The following is a 24,007-nucleotide window of genomic DNA, read 5'->3' on the forward strand; positions in this document are numbered from 1 at the left end:
CCGGCTCTCCCCATGCTCTCACTGGCGGGTCCTACCGCCAGCGGGAGCCTTTCCATGAGCCAAACCCCGACCATCATCCTCGTCCATGGCGCCTTCGCCGACGGCTCCTCCTGGGGCCGGGTGATTCCCCGCCTGCAGGCGGAGGGCTTCGCGGCGGTCGCGGTGCAGAACCCGCTGGTCTCGCTGGAGGACGATGCCGCCCATGTCCAGCGCGCCATCGACCGGACCAAGGGGCCGGTGGTGCTGGTCGGCCATTCCTGGGGCGGGGCGGTCATCACCCAAATCGGCGGGCAGGAGCGGGTGAAGTCCCTGGTCTATGTCGCCGCCTTCGCCCCCGACGTCGGGCAGTCGCCGAACGACACGCTGAAGCCCTTCCCGCCGTCGGCCGGCCTGTCGGGCGTCTCGGTGGACAAGGGGCGCTTCCTGACCCTGACGCCGGAGGCCATGGCCCGCAACTTCGCCCAGGATCTGCCGGCGGAGGACGCCGCCCTGCTGGCCGCCACCCAGGGGCCGGTCGCGGCTGCCTGCTTCGCCACCAAGGTCAGCGCCGCCGCCTGGAAGAGCAGGCCTGCCTGGTATGTCGTCGCCGGGCAGGACCGCATGCTGCCGCCGGACTTCCTGCGCGCCACCGCCTCGCGCATCGGCGCCCGGACGGTGGAGGTCGAGAGCGGCCACGCTCCCCACCTGTCCCGCCCCGATGCGGTGGCGGCGGTGATCGTCGAGGCGGCCCGCGCTATCTAGGCTTCCGCACCGCCCCCGGCGTAGTGCCGCGCCGCCGCCGCAGGCTGCGGGTCAGGGCGCTCTGGTCGGAGAATCCGACCGCCAACGCCACCTCGGCCAGCGGCAGACTGCCGTCCCGCAGCAGCGCCTCCGCCCGGTCCAGCCGCAGATCTGCCAGCATGGCGGACGGGGTGCTGCCGGTGCGGGCGCGGAAACGTTCGTGGAAGCGGCTGGGCGCCAGACCGGCCGCCTCCGCCAGCTCCGCCACCGTCAGCGGTTCGGCGCAACGTTCCGCCATCAGGGCCAGGGCGCGATCGATGGGGTCGCTTGACACAGGCGGCGGCTGGCGGGTTTCCAGCGCGCGCAGCAGCAGCCCCGCCGAATGATGGGCCAGCACCGGATCGAGCGGCCGGTCGGCCGCCTCTGCCGCCAGATAGCGCACCAGCCCGTCCAGTGCGCCGTCGATGGCGAAGAAGGCGTCGCAGGCGCGCACCGCCGCCTGTGGCATCAGCCCGGCGGCCGGCACATCCAGAACGACGAAACGGTTGGTCCCGCCGCTGCGGAAGCTGTGCGGCACCCCGTCCGCCACCAGCACCCCACGCCCATCGCCCACCCGGCCGCAGGCGCCGCCGACCTCCATGTCGAGCGTTCCGGCGATGGGCAGCACGATCTGGTGATGGTCATGCGCGTGCCGCCGTTCATTCCCGTCATAGCTGCGGGTGCTGACGGTCGGCCGATGCGGGGACGCCACGCCGGCGGACTCCTGAAATCGGTTGGAGAGGACGATGGTACGCCCTCTTCCCCGGCATCGACAAGCCCGTGGGTGCCCAGGCGCAGGATCGGCAGCACGGCACAAATGCCGATGAACGAAACTGAGTTTCACCAAATCCTTCCGATATTTTCCCAAGTCACTGTCCGCATTGTGCACCGATCCGCCGATATTCGCCCACCCATTCACTTGAGCGTTGCCTGATATTCCGGACGAACAATTGCGGCATCGGACAGCGCCTCCTTATGAGTATTTTCAAAAAAGAAAAGCGACCGCATGGGAACGGATCGTTCGCCATTCGCCAAAAAGCACTCATAAAAGGAACGCCCGATGTACCGAGATCGCATCCGCCTGAAATCCCTGTGGGGCAAGGTGGTGCCGGCGGAAGAGGCCGCCTTTCTCATCAAGGACGGCATGACCGTGGGCATGAGCGGCTTCACCCGTGCCGGTGATGCCAAGGCGGTGCCGCTGGCGCTGGCCGAACGCGCCGCGTCGGAGAAGCTGAAGATCACGCTGATGACCGGCGCCTCGCTGGGCAACGACGTCGACCGGATCCTGACGGAGGCGGGCGTGCTGTCGCGCCGCCTGCCCTTCCAGGCCGACCCGGTGCTGCGCAAGGCGATCAACCGCGGCGAGGTGATGTTCGTCGACCAGCATCTGTCGGAGACGGTGGAACTGCTGCGCTCGCGCCAGATGGGGCCGGTCGATGTCGCGGTGATCGAAGCCTGCGCCATCACCGAAAATGGCGGCATCGTGCCGACCACCTCGATCGGCAATTCGGCGACCTTCGCCATCCTGGCCGAGAAGATCATCATCGAACTGAACCTGACCCAGCCGCTGGATCTGGAGGGGATGCACGACGTCTACATCCCGACGCGCCGCCCCTTCCGCGAGCCGATCCCGGTGGTGACGGCGGAAAGCCGTGCCGGCCTGCCCTATATCCCGATCGACCCGTCGCGGATCGCCGCCATCGTGGTGACGCGCAAGCAGGACAGTTCCGCCAGCATCCTGCCGCCCGATGACGAGACCAACGCCATCGCCGGCCACCTGATCGAGTTCCTGGGCCGCGAGGTGAAGCAGGGCCGGCTCGGCCGCTCGCTGGCGCCGCTCCAGGCCGGCATCGGCACCATCGCCAACGCGGTGCTGCACGGGCTGATCGACGGGCCGTTCCACGACCTGACCATGTACAGCGAGGTGCTGCAGGACAGCACCTTCGAGCTGTTCGACGCCGGCAAGCTGAATTTCGCGTCGGGGTCCTCGATCACGCTCAGCGCCGGCAAATATGCCGAGGTGCTGCCGAAGATCGGCTCCTACAAGGGCCGGCTGCTGCTGCGGCCGCAGGAGATCTCCAACCATCCCGAGGTGATCCGCCGCCTGGGCGTCATCGGCATCAACACGGCGCTGGAGTGCGACATTTACGGCAACGTCAACTCCACCCATGTCAACGGCACGCAGATGATGAACGGCATCGGCGGCTCCGGCGATTTCGCCCGCAACAGCCATCTCGCCATCTTCGTCACCAAGTCGCTTGCCAAGGGTGGCGCCATCTCCAGTGTCGTGCCGATGGTCACCCATGTCGACCACAACGAGCATGACGTCGACGTGCTGGTGACGGAGGTCGGGCTGGCCGACCTGCGCGGACTGGCGCCACGCGAACGGGCGGAGACCATCATCCGCAACTGCGTCCATCCCAGCTACCGCGAGCTGGCGGCCGACTATCACCGCCGGGCGCTTCAACGCGGCGGCCACACCCCGCACCTGCTGGAGGAGGCCTTCGCCTGGCACACCCGCTTCCAGCAGACCGGCAGCATGATGCCTGCGCCGCTTGCGGCCGAATAGGCCCCCTCAAAAACGGGCGGGCCGCGGAATGCCGCGGCCCGTTCCCGTTACAGGCATACTGTCACACGTGCTGCCCGCCATTGCGCTCCAAGTAGAGAAGCAGGGCTGGATAGTAGTGTTTGCGCTCGGACGAAATCTTTTCGCAGAAACGGCGTGCAGCTCCGCTCTTGAGCCAGTCATCAAGCTGGCCGTTCTGACGCTTTTCTGCGATGATGGTATCGATCGCGTCCAAAATCTTGTGAATCACCTCAGGCCTCGTCTTATGAAGATCGGAGCGGCGTCTTCGTCGCTCTCACAATCTTATATGCGCTCTGCCGGCAATGATTGCCCCTGCATTCTGGGAATGGCTGCGTGTTGCAATGCACAAAACGACGCAGACAGTTTCTTCAGACCGGTGATTTCGGCACATCGGTCAACCATGCTGCCAACCGATGGCGCAAGCGAACCAGCCGCTCATCGCCAATTTCACCAATTCGACCGCTCAACAGCCTGCCATCAATCACAGCAAGCCGACCCAACCGCAATACGCTGGCCACCTTCAGACCAGACTCATCAAAGTCTGAATCTTCGGGAGTGAGAATTTCATCGAGACCGGGCTCAGCTTGCCGGATCTGTGATGAAACCATACAGACAAGCCAATCGTCGAATTGGGTTGATGCCCGTCGGATCAGCAACACCGGCCGCAGCTTGCTCCCATCCAGATCGGTGAACGGGAAGGGCACCAAGGCAAACTGACCCGCTCGCTTCACCGCCAGACCTCCCGCAGGTCGTCACGACTGTATGCAACTGGGTCATCTTCCATCCCCCGCATCGCCTGTTCCATGCTGAACTCGGCAAATTGGCTTCCAGACCATTCGCCCCTTCCTGCGTCCGTGGTGGCAGCGAAGCGGGCAGCCAGGAATTCGACGAAATCGAAAACTTCGGCCTGCTTGTCTTCGGGCAAAGCCTGCAGCTTCTTGATCAGCTCAGCGTAGCCCATGACGACCTCTCTTTCGGCAACATGTACCCGATGACGGTACATTATAGCAGGATCAGGCCAATCCGGCATCCCCACCACCCAGCCGTCCCACCCTCACGCCCTTTCCCGCTCTTCCTCCGATGGCCGCAAAGCCTGTCCCGTCGGGCAGAGCCGCAGCAGCACGCAGCGGTCGCAGGCCGGCGCATGGTGGTAACAGCAGCGCTGACCGTGCAGCATCATGACCTCGTGGTTGTCGTAGACCTGCTGGGCGTCCCAATCTTCCGGCAATTGCGCCGACAGCACGGCGTGGGACGGACCGACGGCAAGGCTGGCGGGAATCAGGCCGGTGCGTACGGCGACGCGGTGGTGATGGCTGTCCACCGGCAACGCCACCTGCCGCAGGGTGGAGAAGCTCAGCACCGCCGCACTGGTCTTGGGCCCGACCCCCGGCAACTCCTCCAGCCATGCACGGGCTTCCGGCACCGCCATGCCGGACAGAAAGTCGAGCGACAGGCTGCCGACCCGCTCGGTGATCCGGCGCAGGATGGCCTGGATGCGCGGCGCCTTCTGCTCCGGCCAGGTGACGCCGGCGATGGCCGCCTCCACCTCGGCGACCGGGGCGTCGCGCACCGGCTCCCAATCCGGCCAGCGTCGCCGCAGCGCCTTGAAGGCTGCGCCGGACGCCGCATTGCGGGTGCGGTGCGACAGCAGCGACGACACCAGCTCGCTCAGCGGGTCGAGGCTGTGGAAATAGGCGACCGGGCAGCCGTAGACGGTGCACAGCAGCCGGTGGATTTCGAGCGCCTTGTCGCGCAACGCAGCCGGGTCGGTCATAAAACCGACAACAGCCGGACCGGTAAGGCGTTACCGGTAAATCATCGGGAGCCGTGTCAGCCCACCAGTCCCGACATCACCGCGCGCAGCTGCGCCGGCTTCACCGGCTTGTTCAGCACCAGACAGCCGGCCGCCTTGGCCTCGTCCGCCAGTTCAGGCGTGCGGTTAGCGGTGACGATCACGGCGGGCAGGATGCGGCCGCAGGCGGCGCGCAGCCGCGCCACCTCGTTGACGCCGAGCGCCCCGTCGTCGAGGTGATAGTCGGCGATCAGCAGATCCGGCGGCTGCGGCATGCCGGACAGCAGGGCCAAAGCCTCGTCGCCGTTGGTGGCCGACACCACGTCGCAGGCCCAGCCACGCAGCAGCGCCTCCATCCCCGCCACCACCGCCGGCTCGTTGTCCAGCACCAGCACCGAGGTGCCGGCCAGCCGGTTGGTCATCGGCCGGGCGGCGACACTGGCCGGACGCACGGCGCGGCGTTCGGTCCCGCGCGGAACGGTGACGGCGAAGACGGAGCCACGCCCCGGCTCCGACCGCACGGTGATCGGGTGGCCCAGCATGCGGGCGACGCGGTCGACGATGGCCAGCCCCAGCCCCATGCCGCGGTCGCGCCCCTTGGTGACCGGGGTGTCGAGCCGACGGAATTCCTGAAAGATCTCTTCGATCTTGTCGCGCGGAATGCCGGGGCCGTTGTCCCACACCTCGATCCGGATGCCGCCGTCACCGGTGCGGCGGCAGCCCACCACCACCCGGCCACCCTGGACGTAACGCAGCGCGTTGGACAGGAAATTCTGCACGATCCGGCGCAGCAGCCGCATGTCGCTGCGCACCACCGCGCCCGATCCGACCACCTTCAGGTCGATGCCGCGTTCTGCCGCCACCGCCGCATATTCGGTGGCGAGCGGCGCCAGGATGCCGCGCAACGGGAAGTCGGTGACCTCCGGCGTCACCGCCCCGGCGTCGAGCTTGGAGATGTCGAGCAGCGCCGACAGCAAATCCTCCACCGACGCCAGGGCGACATCGATGTTCTCGACCAGCTCCGCATTCGCGTCCGGCTGCTCCAGGTCGGCGAGCGCCGAAACGAACAGGCGGGCGGCGTTCAGCGGTTGCAACAGGTCGTGGCTGGCGGCGGCGATGAAGCGGGTCTTGGACAGGTTGGCCTGATCGGCCTGGGATTTCGCCTGCTGAAGCTGATCGTTCAGCATCATCAGGGCGGACTTCTCCGCCTGTTCGGATTCGCGCCGCCGCTCCTCCTCATGCTTGATGACCGTGATGTCGGTGTAGACGCCAACGATGCCGCCGTCACGGGTGCGCCGCTCGTTCACCTGGATCCAGCGGCCGTCGGACAGCCGGTTCAGGAAGACACCCTTCAGGTCGTGGCGGTGCTCCATCCGCTCGCGCAGCCACACGTCGGGCGGCGGCTCGGCGACCGCGCCGGCGGCGGCGACCATGGCGACCAGATCGTTGAAGCGGATCCCGGCCTGGATGCGGCCCGCGACCGACGGCCAGTAGGACAGGTATTTGCGGTTGCACAGCACCAGCCGGTCGGATGAGTCGAACAGGGCGAACCCCTCGTTCACCGACTCGATCGCCTCGAACAGGCGGGTGCGCATGGTGTCCGCCAGCTCCTTGGCGCGGGCGAGGTCGCGGTTGCTGTCCTCCAGCTTGTGCAGGGCGCGTTCCAGCTCCAGCGTGCGCTCGCGGATCTTCTGCTCCAGCACGATGGCGGTCTGGAACAGCGAGAAGGCGCCGCCCTGGAAATCCATCGACCGCTCGACACGGTCCATCAGCACCTTGTTGATGCGCTGGAGCTTGGCGTTCTCGCGCTCCAGCTCGGCGATGCGGTCGGCGGGGTCGAGTATCCAGTTGCGGGTTTGCATGCCGGCCATGGCTTAGCGCCCTCCGATGGCGACGCCCGTGAAGGTCTGGTTGACGTGCATGCCGTTGACCTGCTCGCCATAGGCGCAGAAACCGACGACGCGGTGACGGGCCAGCCGGTCCGACATGACGGTGTTCAGCTGCCGCTGCTCCATCTCCAGCCGGCGCAGGATGCAGTCGCAGCCGAGGATCAGGTCGGGGGCGCCGACCTCCGCCTCGATGCCCTCGATCAGCCCGTCGAAGTTGGAGACCGGATCGACTCCCTCCGCCACCGTCAGCACGATGCCTTCGTCGATGGCGCAGAAGAAGGTCAGGCTCTCGTCGTCGTTCACCTTCTGGATCGAGCGGACATGATACTGGCCGCCGACCCGCACCACCACCGGATGCGAGGCGAAGATCATCGGGGTCAGCGGCTCCCCCTCCAGCCCGACCAGCCGGGCATATTCGCGGCCCGCCGGCTCGGCATTGATCTCGTGGACGATGCGGTGCTGCGGATCGGCGCCGGTGACCACCATCTTGCGGTCGGAGCTGACGAAATGCTGGGTGCGGAAGACGGTGAAGGGCCGGTTGGTGGTGAACAGCGCCACAACCGCGGCATTGGGGTGGAAGGCGCCGTCATGCAGGACGAAGGTGCGCTCGAAATGCAGATCGTCGCCGGCCGATGCACCGAAGAGCGGGATGTCGATCAGCGCGTTGTGCAGTGCGCTGACCACCGTCTCCTCGCTCATCGACAGGCCGTCGATCAGCAGCATGGCGAAGCTGCGGGCATCCTCGCCCAGCGGCACCGGCCGGCTCGCCATCGCGCGGTCGCGGCGCGACAGCAGCGAGCGCGCGATGGCGGTGCTGTCGGCGATCTCGAAGCGGTCGACATGATCGACCAGGGCGGTGACGATGCAGAAATCCTCGGTCGGGAAACCCACCGCCACCAAGGCGTTGGTGGTATAGCCGCCGGGGCCGATTTCCCCCGCGGTGGTGCAGCCGATCACCGGCACCGTGCCGAACTCCGCCGCCAGCGCGTCGGCCAACGCATTGCGGTCATAGCTGGGAGCGCAGAAGACCACCACCAGCTCCAGCGCCGCCTCGCCCAGACCGGCGCGCAGGTCCCGCGCCGCCTCGTCCGGACGTTCGGCATGGGTGACGGCGCGCGGCATGCCATCGCCGGGCGCCGGTCTCACCGGGCCATTTACGGTGGCACCGTCCGTGGAGGCCTCCTGTGCGGACATCGCTGCCCCTCCCGTGTCCCTCTCCGTCCGCGGATGCGATCCGGCAAGGGTACTCCAGGGATGGCGGCGGGCAAGACCAATCCGCGGACCGGTGAAGGTGGACATGGTGCGGGGCGGCTCCTGAACGGTCTCGGCCTAAATGATCTCTGTCCAAATACTCTCTGCCGGCTGCGGGTCGGCAAGTCCGGGGAGTTCCTCGTCGGTGAACAGGCGGGCCCTGGCGGTGAAGCGGACGCCGTCCGGCACCTCCAGCGAGAAGCCGCCGCCGCGCGCCTGGATGACGTCCAGGATGACCTGGGTGTTGCGCCACCATTGGAAAGTGTCGTCGGACATACAAAAGGGCGTGTCGCCGATTTTGCCGATACAGAGATCGCGCCCGCCCAGCCGGAACTCCCCCTTCGGCAGGCAGAGCGGCGCCGACCCGTCGCAGCAGCCGCCCGACAGGTGCAGCATCAGCGGCCCATGCTTGGCCGACAGGCGATCCAGCAGGGCGATGGCTTCAGGGGTGGCGATCACGCGATCTGTCGGCGTGGGGTCGGTCATGGTGGTCCTTTATCACGAAACCACGCGGAGAAAGAAAAAAGGCCGGGGGACACGCCCCCGGCCCAGGTTTGCCCGATAGGGAGGAGCGGGGCTCAGAAGAAGCCGAGCGCTTTCGGGCTGTAGCTGACCAGCAGGCACTTGGTCTGCTGATAGTGGTCGAGCATCATCTTGTGCGTCTCGCGGCCGATGCCGGACTTCTTGTAACCACCGAAGGCGGCGTGCGCCGGGTACAGGTGGTAGCAGTTGGTCCAGACGCGGCCGGCCTGGATGGCGCGACCCATGCGGAAGTAACGGCTGCCGTCACGGCTCCACACGCCGGCGCCCAGGCCGAACTCGCTGTCGTTGGCGATGGCCAGCGCCTCTTCCTCGGTCTCGAAGGTGGTCACGGCGACGACCGGACCGAAGATCTCCTCCTGGAAGATGCGCATCTTGTTGTGGCCTTCCAGGATGGTCGGCTGGACATAGTAGCCGCCCTCCAGCTCGCCGCCGAGATGGGCACGCTCGCCGCCCAGCAGCACCTTGGCGCCCTCGGCCTTGCCGATCTCGATGTAGGAGAGGATCTTCTCCAGCTGCTCCTGCGAGGCCTGGGCGCCGATCATCGTGCCACCATCCAGCGGATGGCCCTGGACGATCTTCTTGACGCGCTCGACCGCCAGCTTGATGAAGCGGTCGTAGATCGACTTCTGGATGAGGACGCGGCTCGGGCAGGTGCAGACCTCGCCCTGGTTCAGCGCGAACATCGCGAAGCCTTCCAGCGCCTTGTCCAGGAACTCGTCGTCTTCGGCCATCACGTCTTCAAAGAAGATGTTCGGCGACTTGCCGCCCAGCTCGACGGTCGACGGGATGATGTTTTCCGCGGCATATTGCAGGATCAGGCGGCCGGTCGAGGTCTCGCCGGTGAAGGCGATCTTGGCGATGCGCTTGTTGGTGGCGAGCGGCTTGCCGGCCTCCAGGCCGAAGCCGTTGACGACGTTCACGACGCCCGGCGGCAGCAGATCGCCGATCATCTCCATCAGGACCAGGATCGCCATCGGGGTCTGCTCGGCCGGCTTCAGCACGATGCAATTGCCGGCGGCCAGCGCCGGAGCCAGCTTCCAGGCCGCCATCAGCAGCGGGAAGTTCCAGGGAATGATCTGGCCGACGACGCCCAGCGGTTCATGGAAGTGGTAGGCGTAGGTGTGGTGGTCGATCTCGGCGATCGAGCCTTCCTGGGCGCGGATGCAGCCGGCATAGTAGCGGAAATGGTCGATGGCGAGCGGCACGTCGGCAGCGCGGGTCTCGCGGATCGGCTTGCCGTTGTCCAGCGTCTCGGCCAGCGCGATGATCTCCAGCCGCTCTTCCATGCGGTCGGCGATCTTCAGCAGGATGTTCGAGCGCTCGGTCGGCGAGGTGCGGCCCCAGGCCGTCCTGGCGGCGTGGGCGGCGTCGAGCGCCAACTCGATGTCGGCGGCCTGGGAACGGGCGACCTCGCACAGCGGCTTGCCGGTAATCGGCGTCAGATTGGTGAAGTATTGGCCATCCACCGGAGCCACCCACTGGCCGCCGATATAGTTGTCGTAGCGGGGGCGGAGCGCGATCTGCTTCTGGAGCGTTTCGAGAGCCTGGTGGAGCATTTGGGCCGTTCCTCTCAATGTGGTGAACCGGTCAGGTCTCCGGTCCAGCGCGTTTGTCGGGGCCATTCAGCCACTCTGAGAGGGAGGGGGTAAATTGTACTATGGAAGGAGACGGTCTGGGGGTGGGATTGTTCGTATTCCACCCAATGGACGGCGCGAAGCCGCTCACTCCGCCGGCTGGCGTCCTTCGACATAGCCTTTGCGCAGCTGCTCCTGGTACCAGCGGCGGTGGTGTTCCATCGCCCAGTTCTCGTCCACCACGCCGCAGCCCATGGCATCGAAGGCGCCTTCCATGCCGATGGTGCCGATGTAGATGTGACCGATCACCGCGGCGATCAGCCCGGCCGCCATCAGGCCGTGGATGACGTGCATGATCTGCATGCCGCCGATCCCGGAGACGGCGAAGGGCACCATCATCAGGTAGCCGGTCGCCGCCATGCCAATGCCGCCCAGAACGATGCTCCAGAACACCATCTTCTGCCCGGCATTGAAGCGCCCGGCCTCCGGATGATGGCCGCCGGCCTTCGAGAAGAGGCCGCCCGCCGTCCTGATCCAAATCCAGTCGGCCTTCTCCGGGATGTTGTCGCGCAGCCACAAGGCGAGGATCATCAGCAGCCCGACGACGAAGGGCACGCTGACGAAGTTGTGGATCGACTTGGCGTATTCCGCCAGCGGCGTGAAGGCCTGATGGCCGATCAGCGGGATCAGCAGCGGCCGGCCGAAGGTCAGGATCACCCCGGTCAGCGCCATGATCAGGAAGCTGACCGCCGTCGTCCAATGGGCGAAGCGGTCGGCCCAGTTGAAGCGCAGCACCAGCCGTCCCGACCGGCCGGCATGGATGCGGATGGTGCCGCGATAGAGGAAGAAGACCGTCAGCACCGCCGTCATGCCGATGGCGAGCCCGCCGATCGCCAGCCGCAGCGTGTGGCTGCGCCACTCCCGCCACTTCCGCCCTTCCGGCTGGACCAGCACCGCCAGCTTCTCGTCCGGGATGCTGACGCGGCCGATCACCTTGTCGTCCTGCGGGACGTAGAGCGGCACCTGCTCCTTGGTGGTCGGCGAGTTGGGGCCGGGCACCTGGGTAAGCTGCGCTTGTGCGAAAGTCGGAGCGGCCAGACTCACAATGGCCAGCAGGGCGAAGAGCAGCAGGGCGTGCAGGGGGAGTCTGGTTGGGCGCATGGTGGTCTCCCGGTATGGACTTCAACAGGGGGAGGAAACTCCTCACGCCCCTCCCGTGCTCGGCCCGCCGGGGCCGAAGGGGGAGCCGCGGTCGTTGCGGCCATAGGCGGTGGACCAGCCCGGCGCGGCCGAGCCGTAGCCGCGGCGCAGCGAGCGTTCCTGATAGATGTCGGCCAGCACCGCACCGTCGCCGCCCATCAGCGCGCGGGTGGAGCACATCTCGGCACAGAGCGGCAGCTTGCCCTCGGCGAGCCGGTTGGCGCCGTATTTCTGGTACTCCTCGACGCTGCCGTCCGGTTCGGGGCCGCCAGCGCAGAAGGTGCATTTGTCCATCTTGCCGCGGCTGCCGAAATCGGTGGTGCGGGGGTATTGCGGCGCCCCGAACGGACAGGCGTAGAAGCAGTAGCCGCAGCCGATGCACAGATCCTTGCTGTGCAGCACCACCCCATCCGCCGTTTGCAGGAAGCAGTCGACCGGGCAGACCGCGGCGCAAGGCGGATCGTTGCAATGCATGCAGGCCATCGAGATCGACCGCTCGCCCGGCTTGCCGTCGTTCAGCGTGACCAGCCGGCGGCGGTTGATGCCCCAGGGGACCTCATGCTCGTTCTTGCAGGCGGTGACGCAGGCGTTGCATTCGATGCAGCGTTCGGAATCGCACAGGAACTTCATCCGGGCCATTGTTCTGCTCAACTCCTGTGCGTCACGCCGGTTCGACCCGGCAGAGGGTGACCTTGGTTTCCTGCATGAAGGTGACGGGGTCGTAGCCGTAGGTCGTCACCCCGTTCACCGGTTCCCCCAGCACGATGGGGTCGGTGTTGGGCGGGTAGTTGCCGCGTAGGGAATCGCCCTGCCAGAAGCCGGAGAAGTGGAAGGGCATGAACACGGTGCCGCCGCCGACGCGGTCGGTCACCAGCGCCTTGACCTTGGCCTTGCCGCCGTCCTCCGGCCCATAGACCCAGACCCAGGCGCCGTCCTTGATGCCCAGCCGTTCGGCGTCCTTGGTATTGATCTCGGCGAACATGTCCTGCTGCAACTCGGCCAGCCAGGGGTTGGACCGGGTTTCCTCGCCGCCGCCCTCATATTCGACCAGCCGGCCGGAGGTCAGCACCATGGGGAAGCGCTGGCGCAGGTCGCTGTCCGCCACCTTGAACTGCAGCGAGCGGGCAAGCTGGACCAGACGGAAGTCGCGCCGGTCCTCGATGGCCGGATAGGCCTTCACCAACTCAGGGCGCGGGGAATAGATCGGTTCGCGGTGGACCGGCACCGGGTCGGGCAGGTTCCAGGCGACGGCGCGCGCCTTGGCGTTGCCGTGCGGCACGCAGCCATGCTTCAGCGCCACGCGGATGATGCCCATCGACAGGTCGGTCTGCCAGCTGACATTGTCGACATCGTTGCCGCCGATGGCCTGGATGACGCGCATCTCGTCCGGCGTCAGATCCTTGTCCCAGCCCAGCTTCTTCAGCACGGCCATGGTGAATTCGGGATAGCCGTCCTCGATCTCCGATCCCTTGGAATAGGAGCCGTCGGCCAGCAGCGAGACGCCGTTGCGCTCCACCCCGAAGCGGGCGCGGAAGACGCCGCCGCCATCCATGACATGCTTGGAGGTGTCGTAGAGCACCGCCGATCCCGGATGCCTGATCTCCGGATGGCCCCAACTCGGCCAGGGCAGGCCGTAATAGTCGCCGGCGCAGGGACCGGAGGTGGCCCGCATGGTGATCTTGTCGAAATCGGCCTGATGCTTCATGTGCATCTTCAGCCGTTCCGGCGACTGGCCGGTGGCGCCGATGGACAGGCAGCTGCGGTTCATCTCGCGCAGGATGTCCTCCGGCACCGGGCGGGTGTCCTCCACCGTGATGTGCTTGAACATCTCGTCGGCGAAGCCCAGCTTGCGCGCCAGCAGATAGATGATGGTGTAGTCGTCCTTCGATTCGAAGATCGGCTCCACCACCTTCTCCCCCCACTGCATCGAGCGGTTGGAGCAGGTGCGCGACCCGTCGGTCTCGAACTGGGTGCAGGCCGGCAGGATGTAGGTGCCGTTGCGCCGCTCCTTGATCGCGGCGAAGGTGGTCGGGTGCGGGTCGGCGATGACCAGCAGGCTGAGCTTCTCCAGCCCCTTCACCATTTCCGGCATGCGGGTGACGGTGTTGCCGCCATGGCCGAAGCACATCATGGCGCGCAAGGGGCTCGGCTGGTCGATCTCGCCCGGCTTGGCCAACACGGCATCGAACCAGCGCGTGGTCGGGATGCCCTTGGCCTCCATCAGATCCTTGGTGGCGAAGCGGCCCTTCAGATAATCGTACTCGACGTCCCAGGCGCGGGCGAAATGCTTCCACGCCCCCTCCGCCAGCCCGTAATAGGCGGGCAGCGTGCTGACATCGAGGCCGAAGTCGGTGGCGCCCTGCACGTTGCAGTGGCCGCGGTAGATGTTGGCACCGCCGCCGGCCACGCCGATGTTGCCCAGCGCCAGCTGAAGGATCGACAGGGCGCGGACATTGGCGGTGCCGACCGTGTGCTGGGTGACGCCCATGCACCAGATCACCGTGCTGGGCTTGTTCTTCGCCAGCGCCTCCGTCACCCGGCGAAGCTGCGATCCGGGGGCGCCGGTCACCCGCTCCACCTCTTCCGGAGTCCACTTCTTCACTTCGGCGCGGATCTCGTCCATGCCGTAGACGCGCTGGCGGATATACTCCTTGTCCTCCCAGCCATTCTCGAAGATGTGCCAGAGCAAGCCCCAGGCGACCGGGATGTCGGTGCCGGGACGGATGCGGACATATTCGGTGGCGTGCGCCGCGGTGCGGGTGAAGCGCGGGTCGATGACGATGAAGGGGGCCCGGTTGTGCTCCTTGCCGCGCAGCATGTGCTGCATCGACACCGGATGCGCCTCGGCCGGGTTGCCGCCGACGATCACCAGCGCCTTGGAGTTCTGGATGTCGTTGTAGCTGTTGGTCATGGCGCCGTAGCCCCACGTGTTCGCCACGCCGGCGACCGTGGTGGAGTGGCAGATGCGCGCCTGATGGTCGACGTTGTTGGTGCCCCAGAAGGCCGCCAGCTTGCGGTAGAGATAGGCGCCCTCGTTGGAGAACTTCGCCGAGCCCAGCCAGAACACCGCATCCGGTCCCGACGCCTTGCGGATGTCCATCAACTGGTTGCCGATCTCCTCAATCGCCTGATCCCAGCCGATCCGCTGCCAGACGCCGTCGACCAGCTTCAGCGGGTATTTGACCCGGCGGGTGCCCTTGGTCAGTTCGCGGACCGAGGCGCCCTTGGCGCAGTGGGTGCCCTGGTTGATCGGGCTTTCCCAGCCCGGCTCCTGCCCGACCCAGACACCGTTCTGCACCTCGGCGATCACCGTGCAGCCGACCGAGCAGTGGGTGCAGACGTTCTTGCGCGTCACCACCTCGACATTCGGCAGGATCGGCCCGGCCTCCGCCTTGCGGATCATGGCGCCCGGCAGAGCGCCGACGGCGGCGATGCCGCCCGCGGCAAGTCCGGAGCGGCGCAGGAAACCGCGGCGGCTGACTCCCGACTCCAGACTGTCGGCCAGTGCCGCGACCAGACCGGACCGCTTTCCGCCTGCCGTTTTCGCCGAGCTGCGTTTGACCAGCATGGATAGTCTCCGGATCGCCCTTAGAGGCGGTTCAGCGCATAGAAGCGCTTGACGTGTTCGGTTTCGCGGTAGCGGGCCTTCACCTGCTCCTGCGGCGATTCCATCGCATGCGCCTCGTCGCCTGCCGGAAGCACGGCAGCAGCCGCGGCGCCGGCCGCACCCAGGCCAAGCGTCTTCAGGATGTCGCGGCGTTGCAGGGGATTGCGCGGGGGGGAATTGCGCGGGGGTTCTGGCGGCGTTTTCATGCGTCGGCTCCCTCCAACTCGTCGATCTGTCGGTTCAGGGCTTCCTGCTCGATCTCCAGGAACAGGCGGCCGATGGTGCCGACCGGGCGGTAGAGGGCTGCCGCCTCCGCCTTCTCCAAATCCTGGAAGAAGCGTCCGGCCCAGGGCGTCAGGTGGCTGTCCAGCATGTGGCGCTGCACCGCCGGGTCGGCCCCCTCGCGGATCAGCACGGCCATCACGTCGCACAGGGCAGCGATGTGGTCTTCCGGCTCCGACACATCGGGCGCACGCTCCAGCCCCAGCGCCTGGAGATCGGCGCGCAGGGCCGACAGCGGCCGGTCGGTGAGGAAACCTGTGCGGTAGTAGGAGGCATAAGGCACCAGCTCGCCCTGGACGACGCCGATGAACAGGGCGTTGAACTCCCGCTCCACTGTTTGCGGATCGCTGGCGCGGGCATGGGCTGCCAGATCATCGAAGGCCCGGCCGATCGGCATCTCATCGCCGGTCAGACCGCTCAGCAGCGCCAGCAGGTCGGCGCCCGGCGGGGCGGCCAGCGTCAGCGCCAGCAGCCGGTAGACATCGGCGCGGAGGGCATCCGCGCCGCTTTCCGGATCATGAACCGTCATCACACTCCCGCAAGCCGCTCCGGAAATCTTGTATGGGGCCAGGGCCAGCCCGAACTTGGTTAACGTCCGGCGGGGGCAAAGGTTGCCTTACCCGGTCGGGGCTACCCTGCCGGGATCATCCTTTTTCCCTGTCGGCCGGATCACTTCTGCGGATTGCCGGCCTGCTGGGGGTCGATCTGCGGGCGGCCGGAGAAGTTGCGGTGCGCGACAGACGCCTCCTCCCCCACCCGCGCGCCACTCGACGCGAAGGTCTCGTCGGCACTGCGGGCGAACAGGGCCGGCAGGACCGCCCAGGCACCGCCGGCCAGAACGACAATGGCGCAGAGCGCGGCGAGGAAGGCTTTCATCGGCGAAACTCCAGACAACGCAGACCCGAGGGCGAGGCCCTACTGCCGGCCTCCCCGCCACCGCACAACGCCGCCCGCGCCAGATTGTTTCCGCCCCCCTTTTCTTCTTGATATGCTCCAATAGAGCACATATGGTTTTGCTCAGAACGAGCATAGAGCGGAGCCGTCCGATGCCCGAGGTCGCCGAACTCGCCTACACCCCCGCCGTCGCCGCGGCGACCGCACCGATCTATGACCGCATGAAGCGCGTCGTGCCGGCCATCGAATGGCCCTTCCACGCGCCACTGGTCCACGCCATCAACGAGCTGAAGCGCGAACGCAACGCCGTCATCCTCGCCCACAACTACCAGACGCCGGAGATCTTCCACGGCGTGGCCGACATCGTCGGCGACAGCCTGGCGCTGGCCGCCAAGGCGACGCAGACCGACGCCGACGTGATCGTGCTGGCCGGCGTGCATTTCATGGCGGAGACGGCGAAGCTGCTGAATCCGGCCAAGACGGTGCTGATCCCCAGCCGCAACGCCGGCTGCTCGCTGGCCGACAGCATCACCGCCGCCGACGTGCGGCTCCTGCGCGAGGCGCATCCCGGCGTGCCGGTGGTCGCCTATGTCAACACCTCGGCCGAGGTGAAGGCGGAGGTCGACATCTGCTGCACATCGGGCAATGCGGTGGAGGTGGTGGAATCGCTGGGCGTCGACCGGGTGATCTTCCTGCCCGACGAATATCTGGCGAAATATGTCGCCACCCAGACCAAGGTCGAGATCATCGCCTGGAAAGGCCATTGCGAGGTGCATGAGCGCTTCACCGGCACCGAGATCGAGGAGTTCCGCCGCCGCTTCGACCGGCTGACCGTGATCGCCCACCCGGAATGCCCGCCCGACGTTCTGGAAGCCGCCGATTTCGTCGGCTCCACCGCCCGGATGATCGACTTCGTCGGCTCGGAGAAGCCGCCGCGGGTGCTGATGGTCACCGAATGCTCAATGAGCGACAACGTCGCCGCCGCCTCGCCCGAGACGGAATTCGTGCGGCCCTGCAACCTGTGCCCGCACATGAAGACGGTAACGCTGTCGAGCATCCTGGAGTCGCTCCAGACCTTGGAACCACGGGTGGAGATCCCGGACGCGCTGGCTGCCCGCGCCCGCCGTTCGGTGGAGCGCATGCTGGCGGTGAGGCCGAAGTAAACCCCCTCTCTATCCAGAGGTGAAGGGGATCCACTTCGTGGCTCTCTTCGGCTGCGCCGAACCCCCTCATCCTAACCTTCTCCCCAGGGGGGAGAAGGGATCTGTTTGCGTTGTGTAGGAGTCCCCCATGACCTCCAGCACGCCTTACGATGTCCGCGATGCCGAGGTGATCGTCGTCGGCTCCGGCCTTGCCGGAATGACGGCGGCGCTGCAACTGGCACCGCGCGCGGTCACGCTGATCACCAAGACCGCCGGCCTGCCCGGCGGCTCCAGCCTTTACGCCCAGGGCGGCATCGCCGCCGCCGTCGGCACCGGCGACCGGCCGGAGGACCATGCCGCCGACACCGTCGCCGCCGGGGCCGGGCTGGTCGATGCCGCGATGGCGGCCCTGCTGACCCGCGACGGCGCCGCCCAGGTCCGCCGGCTGCTGGAGGACGGCCTGCCCTTCGACCGCGCGCCGGACGGTTCGCCGCTGCTCGGCCGCGAGGCCGCGCATGGCGCCGCCCGCATCGTCCATGCCGGCGGCGACGCCACCGGCCGCACGTTGGTCACCGCCCTGGCCGAACGCCTGCGTGCCACCCCGTCGGTACGGGTCGAGATCGACGCCTTCGCCGTCGATCTCGTGCTGCGCAACGGCCGGGTCTGCGGCCTGCTGGCCTGCCATGGGCAAGGCTGGGTGCTGCACCGGGCGCCGCGCGTGATCCTGGCGACCGGCGGCATCGGCGCCGCCTTCGCCCGCACCACCAACCCGGCGGAAGCGACCGGCGACGGCCTCGCCATCGCGGCACGGGCCGGCGCCCGGCTGGCCGACCTGGAGTTCGTCCAGTTCCACCCGACCGCACTCGCGGTTGACGCCGACCCGGTACCGCTGCTGACCGAGGCGCTGCGCGGTGCGGGTGCCCTGCTGCTCGACAGCGAGGGCCGGCGCTTCATGCCGGACGAGCATCCGCTGGCGGAGCTGGCACCGCGCGATGTCGTCGCCCGCGCCATCGGCCGGCGCGTCGCGGCTGGGGAGCCGGTCTTCCTCGACCTGCGCCCGGCGCTGGCCGCCAAGCCCGACGGCTTCCCCACCGTGCTGACGCTCTGCACCGAGCATGGGCTCGACCCGTTCGCGGAGCCGATGCCGGTGGCGCCTGCCGCCCACTACCACATGGGCGGGGTGGTCACCGATGCTGACGGGCGCACCAGCCTGGAAGGGCTGTGGGCCTGCGGCGAGGTCGCCTGCACCGGCGTCCACGGCGCCAACCGGCTGGCGAGCAATTCCCTGCTGGAGGCTCTGGTGTTCGGCGCCCGCGTTGCCCGCGACGTGGCCGAACGGCCCCTGGCGCCTCTGCCACCCTTCGCCCTGCCCCGCCCGCCGGCGGTCGCCGCCGATGTCGGCCATCTCCTGCTCGACGCCATCGGGGCGGAGGCGCGGACGGCGCTCTATGAAGGCGCCGGGCTGGTGCGCGACGGGCTGGGGCTGCTGGCCGCCCGGCGCAAGCTCGACCGGCTGGCGGCTGCCCTGGACATGCTCCGCTGCGAGGATGGCGACGAGGCTCCGCCCGAAATCGTCCGCCATTGGGGCGAGGCGCGCAACCGGCTGCTGGTCGGCCGGCTGGTCGTCCATGCCGCCCTGGCGCGGGAGGAGAGCCGTGGCGCCCATTGCCGCAGCGACCACCCCCTGCCGAACCCCGCCTCCATCTCCCGCTCCCTGACCCTCAGCGATCTGGCCGGCACCACCGGCCCCCTGTCCGGAGACGCCGCATGCTGCATCCTCTGACCATCGAGCCCATAGTCCGCGCCGCCCTGGCGGAGGATCTCGGCCGGGCCGGCGACATCACCACCGACAGCATCATCCCGGCCAACGCGGTGGCGACCGCCCGCATCGCCGCCCGCAAGGACGGCCGCGTCGCCGGGCTGGAGGCGGCGCTGATCGCCTTCCGCCTGCTCGATCCCGACATCGCCGTGGCGCTGGAGCGGATCGACGGCGAGGACGTCCCCCCCGGCGGCACCATCGCCACGCTGACCGGCAAGGCCCGCGCCCTGCTGACGGCGGAGCGCACGGCGCTGAACCTGATGGGCCGGCTGTCCGGCATCGCCACCGCCACCCGCGCCCTGGTGCGCGAGGTGGAGGGCACCAAGGCCCGCATCGTCTGTACCCGCAAGACCACTCCCGGCCTGCGCGTTCTGGAAAAGCATGCGGTGAAGCTGGGCGGCGGTTTCAACCACCGTTTCGGGCTGGATGACGCCGTGCTGATCAAGGACAACCACATCACCGTCGCCGGCGGCGTGCGCCCGGCGGTCGAGCGCGTCCGCGCCGCCATCGGTCACATGGTCAAGGTGGAGGTGGAGGTCGACACGCTCGACCAGCTGGACGAGCTGCTGGGCCTGCCGGTCGATGTCGTGCTGCTCGACAACATGGACCCGGATACGCTGCGCCGCGCGGTGCGGAGGGTGGATGGCCGCCTGCTGACCGAGGCGTCGGGCAACGTCACCCTCGCCACCGTGCGCGCCATCGCCGAGACCGGCGTCGACATGATCAGCTGCGGCTGGCTGACCCACAGTGCCCCGAACCTGGATCTGGGGCTGGATATGTGAGGGTACGGGAATCAAAAAGCCCCTTCTCCACGCCTGAGGAGAAGGGGCTTTTTGCTGGAGTTCTTACGCCGCCAGCTTCTCGACCTTGCCGTCCAGGCCCATCAGCAGCAGTTCGACCTCGAGGTCCGGGTGGCGTTCCTTGACCATCGCCTTCAGCTTGGTCAGGTACTGGCCATGCACCTCGGACTCCTTGGCCGGATCGGGCGCCAGGTCCATGCCGAGGAAGACCTTGTAGGCGCCGCAGTCGCGGTGATCCATCACGATCAGCCGCTTGATGTGGTGCAGTTCCTTGGCGACCGCGACATGGTCCCAGAAGGCGTCGCCCCAGGCCGGCTTCTTGTCGGTCAAGGCACCCAGGCTGGCACCGGCCAGGATGACATGGTCGTAATTGGCCTGCAGGTTGCGGGCATTCATGTAGCTGGCGACATGGCCCATCAGACGATAGTCCATGCAGGACAGCAGAAGCGTGTCGACGCTGCCGGCCAGCGCCGGGCGGCTCATCATCATCGGCGCCATCAGCGTCACGCCGGCGCCCAGCGTCGCCAGCTTCAGGAACCCGCGGCGCGAGCTGTGCTCGCCCTGGCAGCAGCCATGGTGATGACCGGTCGAATGATCCATTGTGCCCTCCCAACACGCCCCGAACCCGTATCGGGGGTTTCACGCGCGATGGTGGCAGCTGATTGTTAAAAATTTCAATATAGGGTCTTCCGCCATATGGAAAAGCAATAAAAATTTACCTCTGCGGCATTTAATGGATAATGCGGACCACAACCCTGTTTCAATGGTTGTTCAATCGCCAAAGAAAACGGGCCGCCCGGTGAGGGGCGGCCCGTTCCGATGCATGGGCATTTCCTGGTCGTCAGCGTTCGGCTTTCACCCGCCGCGCGTGGTGCTCGGCGCCGGTGTTCCGGCCGACCCGACGGTGCTGGAGGCCGGCGGCGGCGATGCGCTCGCGCTGTGGTTGGGCGAACAGTCCGCGTTGGCGATCCCCGCCGTCAGGAGAGTGGCGAGACCGAACAAAGCGGCGACGACCGGACTGGCTCCATGAGACATTGGATCACCTCCTTTCTGAAACGTTGCGACCACCAACAGATTGACACAGTACGGCGCTCGGTCAATGGCCGAATCAAACAATCGCGATACCGTCTCCCAATGGAACAGGTCGGGACCTTGACCTTGAGCGGCGTTATCGGGTTTCCAGCAGCCCGCTCATCGTCGCGAACAGTTCGGACTTCGCTTCGAAGCCGACACCGGGCAGGTCGGGCAGCCGCACCCGGCCATCCTCGACTGCGATACCGTCGGCGAAACCGCAGAAGGGCTTGAAGACGTCGGGGTAGGACTCGTTGCCGCCCAGATGAAGGCCGGCGGCGATGTTCAGCGACATCTGGTGCCCGCCATGCGGCACCACCCGGCGGCTGGACCAGCCATTGTGTTTCAGCATGTCCAGCGTGCGCAGATACTCGACCAGCCCATAGCTCAAGGCACAGTCGAACTGAAGCCAGTCGCGGTCGGGCCGCATGCCGCCATGGCGGATCAGGTTGCGGGCATCCTGGTGGGAGAACAGGTTCTCGCCGGTCGCCATCGGCCGGTCATAATGGTTGGCGAGTTCGGCCTGCAACGCATAGTCCAGCGGGTCGCCGGCCTCCTCGTACCAGAACAGGCCGTAGGGCTTCAGCGCCTCCGCATACTTGACGGCGGTGTCGAGGTCGAAGCGGCCGTTGGCGTCGACGCACAGGTCGGCACCCGACCCGACCACCTCCAGCACCGCGTCGATGCGGCGCAGATCCTCCGCCAGCGGGGCACCGCCGATCTTCATCTTCACGACCTTGTAGCCACGGTCGCGATAGCTGCGCATCTCGTCCTGAAGCGCCTTTACATCCTTGCCGGGATAGTAATAGCCGCCGGCCGCATAGACCCAGACGCTGTCGTCGGCCACCCCGCCGCGGTAGCGGTCGGCCAGCAGGCGGTAGAGCGGCACGCCGGCGATCTTCGCCACGGCGTCCCACACCGCCATGTCGATGGTGCCGACGGCGACGGAGCGCTCGCCGTGGCCGCCCGGTTTCTCGTTGGTCATCAGCCGCGCCCAGATGCGGAACGGGTCGAGGTTCTCGCCCGTGTCGTCCAGCAGGCTGTCGGGGTCCGCCGACATCAGCCGGGGAATGAAGCGCTCGCGCAGCAGCCCGCCCGCGGCATAGCGGCCGTTCGAGTTGAAGCCGTAGCCGATCACCGGCTTGCCGTCGCGCACCACGTCGGTGACCACCGCAACGACGCTGCACGTCATCTGGCTGAAATCGATGAAGGCATTGGCGATGTCGGACTTGATGCCGGCGGTCTGCTCGCGGATTTCGACGATGCGCATGGCGGTTTCCCTTGCAGCGTGGTGGCGCGTTTCGTGACGGCACTGTAGGGATGATGCGGGCCGCCCGGCCAATGCCAAGGTCGGAACGCATCATGCGGGTTCGGCATAGGGCAGCGGACGACCGGCCCGGCAGACGTGACGTAAGATTGGGCGATGGAACTCTCCTGGCTCGACGATTTTCTGGCGCTGGTGGATTGCGGCAACTTCTCCCGTGCCGCCGACGCGCGCCACCTGACCCAGCCGGCTTTCAGCCGGCGCATCCGCGCGCTGGAGGATTGGGCCGGCACCCCGCTGTTCGACCGTAGCGCCCAGCCGGTGACCCTGACGGAGGCCGGCCGCCGCTTCCGCCCCTTCGCCGACGAGACCGTGCGCCGCCTGCTGCAAGGCCGCGAGGAGGCCCGGCTCGCCGCCCAGTCGGAGGCCGCGACCCTGCGTTTCGCCGCCACCCACGCGCTGTCGCTGACCTTCTTCCCCTCCTGGCTGCGGGCGCTGGAGACCCGCGCCCGGCTGGGCGCCATCACCCTGTCGTCCGACAGCATGGAGGCCTGCGAGCGGCTGATGCTGGCAGGCCAGGCGCAGTTCCTGCTCTGCCACGCCCACCCGGCGGCGGCCGGCCGGCTGGATGCGGAGTCGTTCCGTTCCGTCGTCGTCGGCGGCGACAGGCTGCTGGCGGTGACCGCACCCGATGCCGGCGGACGGCCACGCCATCTGCTGGCGGACGGCCAGGATGCGCCGCTGCCGCACCTGTCCTACAGCCGCGAATCCGGCATGGGCCGCATCCTGGAGGCGGTGCGGGCGGTGCAGCCGTTGCCCGCAGCGCTCGACACCGTCTTCACCTCCCACCTTGCGGCGGTTCTGCGCACGCTGGCGCGCGACGGGCGCGGCGTGGCGTGGCTGCCGGAAAGCCTGATCGCCGAGGATCTGGCGCGCGGCTCCCTCGTCCGCGCCGGGATGCCGGCCGGCGACGAGCGCTGGACCGTGCCGGTGCAGATCCGGCTGGTCCGCCCCCGCGCACGGCAGAGCAAGGCGGCCGAGAATTTCTGGACGCTCGCGGTCGAAGCCGCCCTGTGGCGCAATGCCGAGTCGCCGCCGGAGGCCGCAGCCCCGGTTGCCGGAACGGAAGTGACCGCTGAAAAAGAGTTGTGAGCGTCGCCGCCCAAGTCACTTTGATCATTGACATTCTCGAAATAGCTTGTCCAGGCGCGCGATTTCGCTGGCGCTACCCCGTCCGATCGGGCAAAATTTGCCTAGTTTGAGGTAAGTGGCGTCGCACCAGCGACGGGAGGAACGATCATGGGCGTCAGCAGCATCGGCGGTATCGGCGGCTACCAGCAGCAGCCATACGTCACCCCGCTCAGCAGCGGTCCGGCCGCGGCTCAGCGGTCCACCTCGCCCGTGGAATCCGCGCAGGAAGACGAGACCGAGCGTACCCGCCGCCAGCAGGAAGCGCAGGCCGTCCAGAGCGGTTCCAGCGGAGGCAACACCACCGCCACCCGTGGCCAGAACCTGAACATCACGGTCTGACGC

25 protein-coding genes are annotated in these 24,007 nt (G+C 67.4%); 7 read left to right on the forward strand and 18 right to left on the reverse strand.

The window, feature by feature from the left end; translation table 11 throughout:
- Nucleotides 1-54: 54 nt before the first annotated feature.
- On the forward strand, nucleotides 55-741 hold the full coding sequence (locus E6C72_RS27210; protein WP_109086001.1) for an alpha/beta fold hydrolase: 687 nt from the start codon (nucleotides 55-57) through the stop codon (nucleotides 739-741).
- Here E6C72_RS27210 and E6C72_RS27215 read toward each other — a convergent pair.
- Complete coding sequence (locus E6C72_RS27215; RefSeq protein WP_109086000.1) at nucleotides 734-1,471, reverse strand: AraC family transcriptional regulator; 738 nt, start codon at nucleotides 1,469-1,471, stop codon at nucleotides 734-736. The genes E6C72_RS27210 and E6C72_RS27215 overlap by 8 nt on opposite strands.
- 348 nt (nucleotides 1,472-1,819) lie before the next feature.
- Here E6C72_RS27215 and E6C72_RS27220 point away from each other — a divergent pair, with 348 nt between their 5' ends.
- On the forward strand, nucleotides 1,820-3,328 hold the full coding sequence (locus E6C72_RS27220; RefSeq protein ID WP_109085999.1) for an acetyl-CoA hydrolase/transferase family protein: 1,509 nt from the start codon (nucleotides 1,820-1,822) through the stop codon (nucleotides 3,326-3,328).
- A gap of 61 nt (nucleotides 3,329-3,389) precedes the next feature.
- Here the strand turns inward: E6C72_RS27220 and E6C72_RS27225 are convergent, their stop codons facing one another.
- The 14 genes from E6C72_RS27225 to E6C72_RS27290 form a co-directional block, all read right to left on the reverse strand.
- Nucleotides 3,390-3,575 (reverse strand): hypothetical protein, encoded by a 186-nt coding sequence (locus E6C72_RS27225; RefSeq protein WP_109085998.1) that lies wholly within the window; start codon nucleotides 3,573-3,575, stop codon nucleotides 3,390-3,392.
- Between the two features lie 139 nt (nucleotides 3,576-3,714).
- Entirely contained in the window at nucleotides 3,715-4,077 is a 363-nt protein-coding gene (locus E6C72_RS27230; RefSeq protein ID WP_109085997.1) for a type II toxin-antitoxin system PemK/MazF family toxin, read from the reverse strand.
- A complete protein-coding gene (locus E6C72_RS27235) occupies nucleotides 4,074-4,307 on the reverse strand; it encodes a DUF2281 domain-containing protein (RefSeq protein WP_109085996.1) in 234 nt (77 codons plus the stop codon). The genes E6C72_RS27230 and E6C72_RS27235 overlap by 4 nt, the downstream gene beginning before the upstream one ends.
- A gap of 93 nt (nucleotides 4,308-4,400) precedes the next feature.
- Nucleotides 4,401-5,120 (reverse strand): endonuclease III, encoded by a 720-nt coding sequence (nth, locus tag E6C72_RS27240; protein ID WP_109085995.1) that lies wholly within the window; start codon nucleotides 5,118-5,120, stop codon nucleotides 4,401-4,403.
- A 56-nt stretch (nucleotides 5,121-5,176) separates the two neighbouring features.
- On the reverse strand, nucleotides 5,177-7,009 hold the full coding sequence (locus tag E6C72_RS27245; protein WP_109085994.1) for a NahK/ErcS family hybrid sensor histidine kinase/response regulator: 1,833 nt from the start codon (nucleotides 7,007-7,009) through the stop codon (nucleotides 5,177-5,179).
- 3 nt (nucleotides 7,010-7,012) lie between these two features.
- Entirely contained in the window at nucleotides 7,013-8,221 is a 1,209-nt protein-coding gene (gene nosP, locus E6C72_RS27250; RefSeq protein WP_109085993.1) for a nitric oxide-sensing protein NosP, read from the reverse strand.
- A 135-nt stretch (nucleotides 8,222-8,356) separates the two neighbouring features.
- On the reverse strand, nucleotides 8,357-8,764 hold the full coding sequence (locus E6C72_RS27255) for a DUF779 domain-containing protein (protein WP_109085992.1): 408 nt from the start codon (nucleotides 8,762-8,764) through the stop codon (nucleotides 8,357-8,359).
- Nucleotides 8,765-8,856: 92 nt separating this feature from the next.
- A complete protein-coding gene (adh, locus tag E6C72_RS27260; protein WP_109085991.1) occupies nucleotides 8,857-10,377 on the reverse strand; it encodes an aldehyde dehydrogenase in 1,521 nt (506 codons plus the stop codon).
- Nucleotides 10,378-10,542: 165 nt separating this feature from the next.
- Entirely contained in the window at nucleotides 10,543-11,556 is a 1,014-nt protein-coding gene (locus tag E6C72_RS27265) for a formate dehydrogenase subunit gamma (protein ID WP_109085990.1), read from the reverse strand.
- Nucleotides 11,557-11,598: 42 nt separating this feature from the next.
- Nucleotides 11,599-12,234, reverse strand: a complete 636-nt coding sequence (fdh3B, locus tag E6C72_RS27270) for a formate dehydrogenase FDH3 subunit beta (protein ID WP_109085989.1) — start codon at nucleotides 12,232-12,234, stop codon at nucleotides 11,599-11,601.
- 22 nt (nucleotides 12,235-12,256) lie between these two features.
- On the reverse strand, nucleotides 12,257-15,163 hold the full coding sequence (locus E6C72_RS27275) for a formate dehydrogenase subunit alpha (protein ID WP_109085988.1): 2,907 nt from the start codon (nucleotides 15,161-15,163) through the stop codon (nucleotides 12,257-12,259).
- Between the two features lie 20 nt (nucleotides 15,164-15,183).
- Nucleotides 15,184-15,408 (reverse strand): twin-arginine translocation signal domain-containing protein, encoded by a 225-nt coding sequence (locus E6C72_RS27280; protein ID WP_109085987.1) that lies wholly within the window; start codon nucleotides 15,406-15,408, stop codon nucleotides 15,184-15,186.
- Entirely contained in the window at nucleotides 15,405-16,013 is a 609-nt protein-coding gene (locus E6C72_RS27285; RefSeq protein ID WP_109085986.1) for a molecular chaperone, read from the reverse strand. The genes E6C72_RS27280 and E6C72_RS27285 overlap by 4 nt, the downstream gene beginning before the upstream one ends.
- A gap of 140 nt (nucleotides 16,014-16,153) precedes the next feature.
- Nucleotides 16,154-16,360, reverse strand: coding sequence for a hypothetical protein (locus tag E6C72_RS27290; RefSeq protein ID WP_109085985.1), 207 nt, complete (start codon nucleotides 16,358-16,360; stop codon nucleotides 16,154-16,156).
- A 170-nt stretch (nucleotides 16,361-16,530) separates the two neighbouring features.
- Between E6C72_RS27290 and nadA the strand changes: the two genes are divergently transcribed.
- From nadA to nadC, 3 genes are all read left to right on the forward strand, one after another.
- Nucleotides 16,531-17,541: a quinolinate synthase NadA gene (gene nadA / locus E6C72_RS27295; protein WP_109085984.1), complete on the forward strand. Its 1,011-nt coding sequence runs from the start codon at nucleotides 16,531-16,533 to the stop codon at nucleotides 17,539-17,541.
- 127 nt (nucleotides 17,542-17,668) lie between these two features.
- Complete coding sequence (locus E6C72_RS27300) at nucleotides 17,669-19,303, forward strand: L-aspartate oxidase (RefSeq protein ID WP_109085983.1); 1,635 nt, start codon at nucleotides 17,669-17,671, stop codon at nucleotides 19,301-19,303.
- Entirely contained in the window at nucleotides 19,288-20,121 is an 834-nt protein-coding gene (nadC, locus tag E6C72_RS27305; RefSeq protein ID WP_109085982.1) for a carboxylating nicotinate-nucleotide diphosphorylase, read from the forward strand. Before E6C72_RS27300 ends, nadC begins: the two co-directional genes overlap by 16 nt.
- A 63-nt stretch (nucleotides 20,122-20,184) precedes the next feature.
- On the opposite strand, the gene E6C72_RS27310 is transcribed toward nadC, so the two are convergent.
- From E6C72_RS27310 to E6C72_RS27320, 3 genes are all read right to left on the reverse strand, one after another.
- A complete protein-coding gene (locus E6C72_RS27310) occupies nucleotides 20,185-20,739 on the reverse strand; it encodes a carbonic anhydrase (RefSeq protein ID WP_109085981.1) in 555 nt (184 codons plus the stop codon).
- A gap of 255 nt (nucleotides 20,740-20,994) precedes the next feature.
- On the reverse strand, nucleotides 20,995-21,174 hold the full coding sequence (locus tag E6C72_RS31885; protein WP_158280168.1) for a hypothetical protein: 180 nt from the start codon (nucleotides 21,172-21,174) through the stop codon (nucleotides 20,995-20,997).
- Nucleotides 21,175-21,307: 133 nt separating this feature from the next.
- Nucleotides 21,308-22,480 carry a mandelate racemase/muconate lactonizing enzyme family protein gene (locus E6C72_RS27320; RefSeq protein ID WP_109085979.1) on the reverse strand — a complete coding sequence of 391 codons (1,173 nt, stop codon included), beginning with the start codon at nucleotides 22,478-22,480 and terminating at the stop codon, nucleotides 21,308-21,310.
- Nucleotides 22,481-22,633: 153 nt separating this feature from the next.
- Between E6C72_RS27320 and E6C72_RS27325 the strand changes: the two genes are divergently transcribed.
- Together E6C72_RS27325 and E6C72_RS27330 are read left to right on the forward strand one after the other, a co-directional pair.
- Nucleotides 22,634-23,626, forward strand: a complete 993-nt coding sequence (locus E6C72_RS27325; RefSeq protein WP_109085978.1) for a LysR family transcriptional regulator — start codon at nucleotides 22,634-22,636, stop codon at nucleotides 23,624-23,626.
- A 147-nt stretch (nucleotides 23,627-23,773) separates the two neighbouring features.
- Nucleotides 23,774-24,004: a hypothetical protein gene (locus E6C72_RS27330; protein ID WP_109085977.1), complete on the forward strand. Its 231-nt coding sequence runs from the start codon at nucleotides 23,774-23,776 to the stop codon at nucleotides 24,002-24,004.
- Nucleotides 24,005-24,007: the final 3 nt, after the last annotated feature.

Source organism: Azospirillum sp. TSH100 (genome assembly GCF_004923295.1).
Taxonomy (GTDB): domain Bacteria; phylum Pseudomonadota; class Alphaproteobacteria; order Azospirillales; family Azospirillaceae; genus Azospirillum.

Bases quoted from the DNA above. Each gene is read 5' to 3' on its own strand.
- E6C72_RS27210 (WP_109086001.1), top strand. From the start codon at position 55: ATGAGCCAAACCCCGACCATCATCCTCGTCCATGGCGCCTTCGCCGAC.
- E6C72_RS27220 (WP_109085999.1), top strand. From the start codon at position 1,820: ATGTACCGAGATCGCATCCGCCTGAAATCCCTGTGGGGCAAGGTGGTG.
- E6C72_RS27235 (WP_109085996.1), bottom strand. From the start codon at position 4,307: ATGGGCTACGCTGAGCTGATCAAGAAGCTGCAGGCTTTGCCCGAAGAC.
- nth (WP_109085995.1), bottom strand. From the start codon at position 5,120: ATGACCGACCCGGCTGCGTTGCGCGACAAGGCGCTCGAAATCCACCGG.
- E6C72_RS27245 (WP_109085994.1), bottom strand. From the start codon at position 7,009: ATGGCCGGCATGCAAACCCGCAACTGGATACTCGACCCCGCCGACCGC.
- nosP (WP_109085993.1), bottom strand. From the start codon at position 8,221: ATGTCCGCACAGGAGGCCTCCACGGACGGTGCCACCGTAAATGGCCCG.
- E6C72_RS27255 (WP_109085992.1), bottom strand. From the start codon at position 8,764: ATGACCGACCCCACGCCGACAGATCGCGTGATCGCCACCCCTGAAGCC.
- adh (WP_109085991.1), bottom strand. From the start codon at position 10,377: ATGCTCCACCAGGCTCTCGAAACGCTCCAGAAGCAGATCGCGCTCCGC.
- E6C72_RS27265 (WP_109085990.1), bottom strand. From the start codon at position 11,556: ATGCGCCCAACCAGACTCCCCCTGCACGCCCTGCTGCTCTTCGCCCTG.
- fdh3B (WP_109085989.1), bottom strand. From the start codon at position 12,234: ATGGCCCGGATGAAGTTCCTGTGCGATTCCGAACGCTGCATCGAATGC.
- E6C72_RS27275 (WP_109085988.1), bottom strand. From the start codon at position 15,163: ATGCTGGTCAAACGCAGCTCGGCGAAAACGGCAGGCGGAAAGCGGTCC.
- E6C72_RS27280 (WP_109085987.1), bottom strand. From the start codon at position 15,408: ATGAAAACGCCGCCAGAACCCCCGCGCAATTCCCCCCCGCGCAATCCC.
- E6C72_RS27285 (WP_109085986.1), bottom strand. From the start codon at position 16,013: ATGACGGTTCATGATCCGGAAAGCGGCGCGGATGCCCTCCGCGCCGAT.
- E6C72_RS27290 (WP_109085985.1), bottom strand. From the start codon at position 16,360: ATGAAAGCCTTCCTCGCCGCGCTCTGCGCCATTGTCGTTCTGGCCGGC.
- nadA (WP_109085984.1), top strand. From the start codon at position 16,531: ATGCCCGAGGTCGCCGAACTCGCCTACACCCCCGCCGTCGCCGCGGCG.
- E6C72_RS27300 (WP_109085983.1), top strand. From the start codon at position 17,669: ATGACCTCCAGCACGCCTTACGATGTCCGCGATGCCGAGGTGATCGTC.
- nadC (WP_109085982.1), top strand. From the start codon at position 19,288: ATGCTGCATCCTCTGACCATCGAGCCCATAGTCCGCGCCGCCCTGGCG.
- E6C72_RS27310 (WP_109085981.1), bottom strand. From the start codon at position 20,739: ATGGATCATTCGACCGGTCATCACCATGGCTGCTGCCAGGGCGAGCAC.
- E6C72_RS31885 (WP_158280168.1), bottom strand. From the start codon at position 21,174: ATGTCTCATGGAGCCAGTCCGGTCGTCGCCGCTTTGTTCGGTCTCGCC.
- E6C72_RS27320 (WP_109085979.1), bottom strand. From the start codon at position 22,480: ATGCGCATCGTCGAAATCCGCGAGCAGACCGCCGGCATCAAGTCCGAC.
- E6C72_RS27325 (WP_109085978.1), top strand. From the start codon at position 22,634: ATGGAACTCTCCTGGCTCGACGATTTTCTGGCGCTGGTGGATTGCGGC.
- E6C72_RS27330 (WP_109085977.1), top strand. From the start codon at position 23,774: ATGGGCGTCAGCAGCATCGGCGGTATCGGCGGCTACCAGCAGCAGCCA.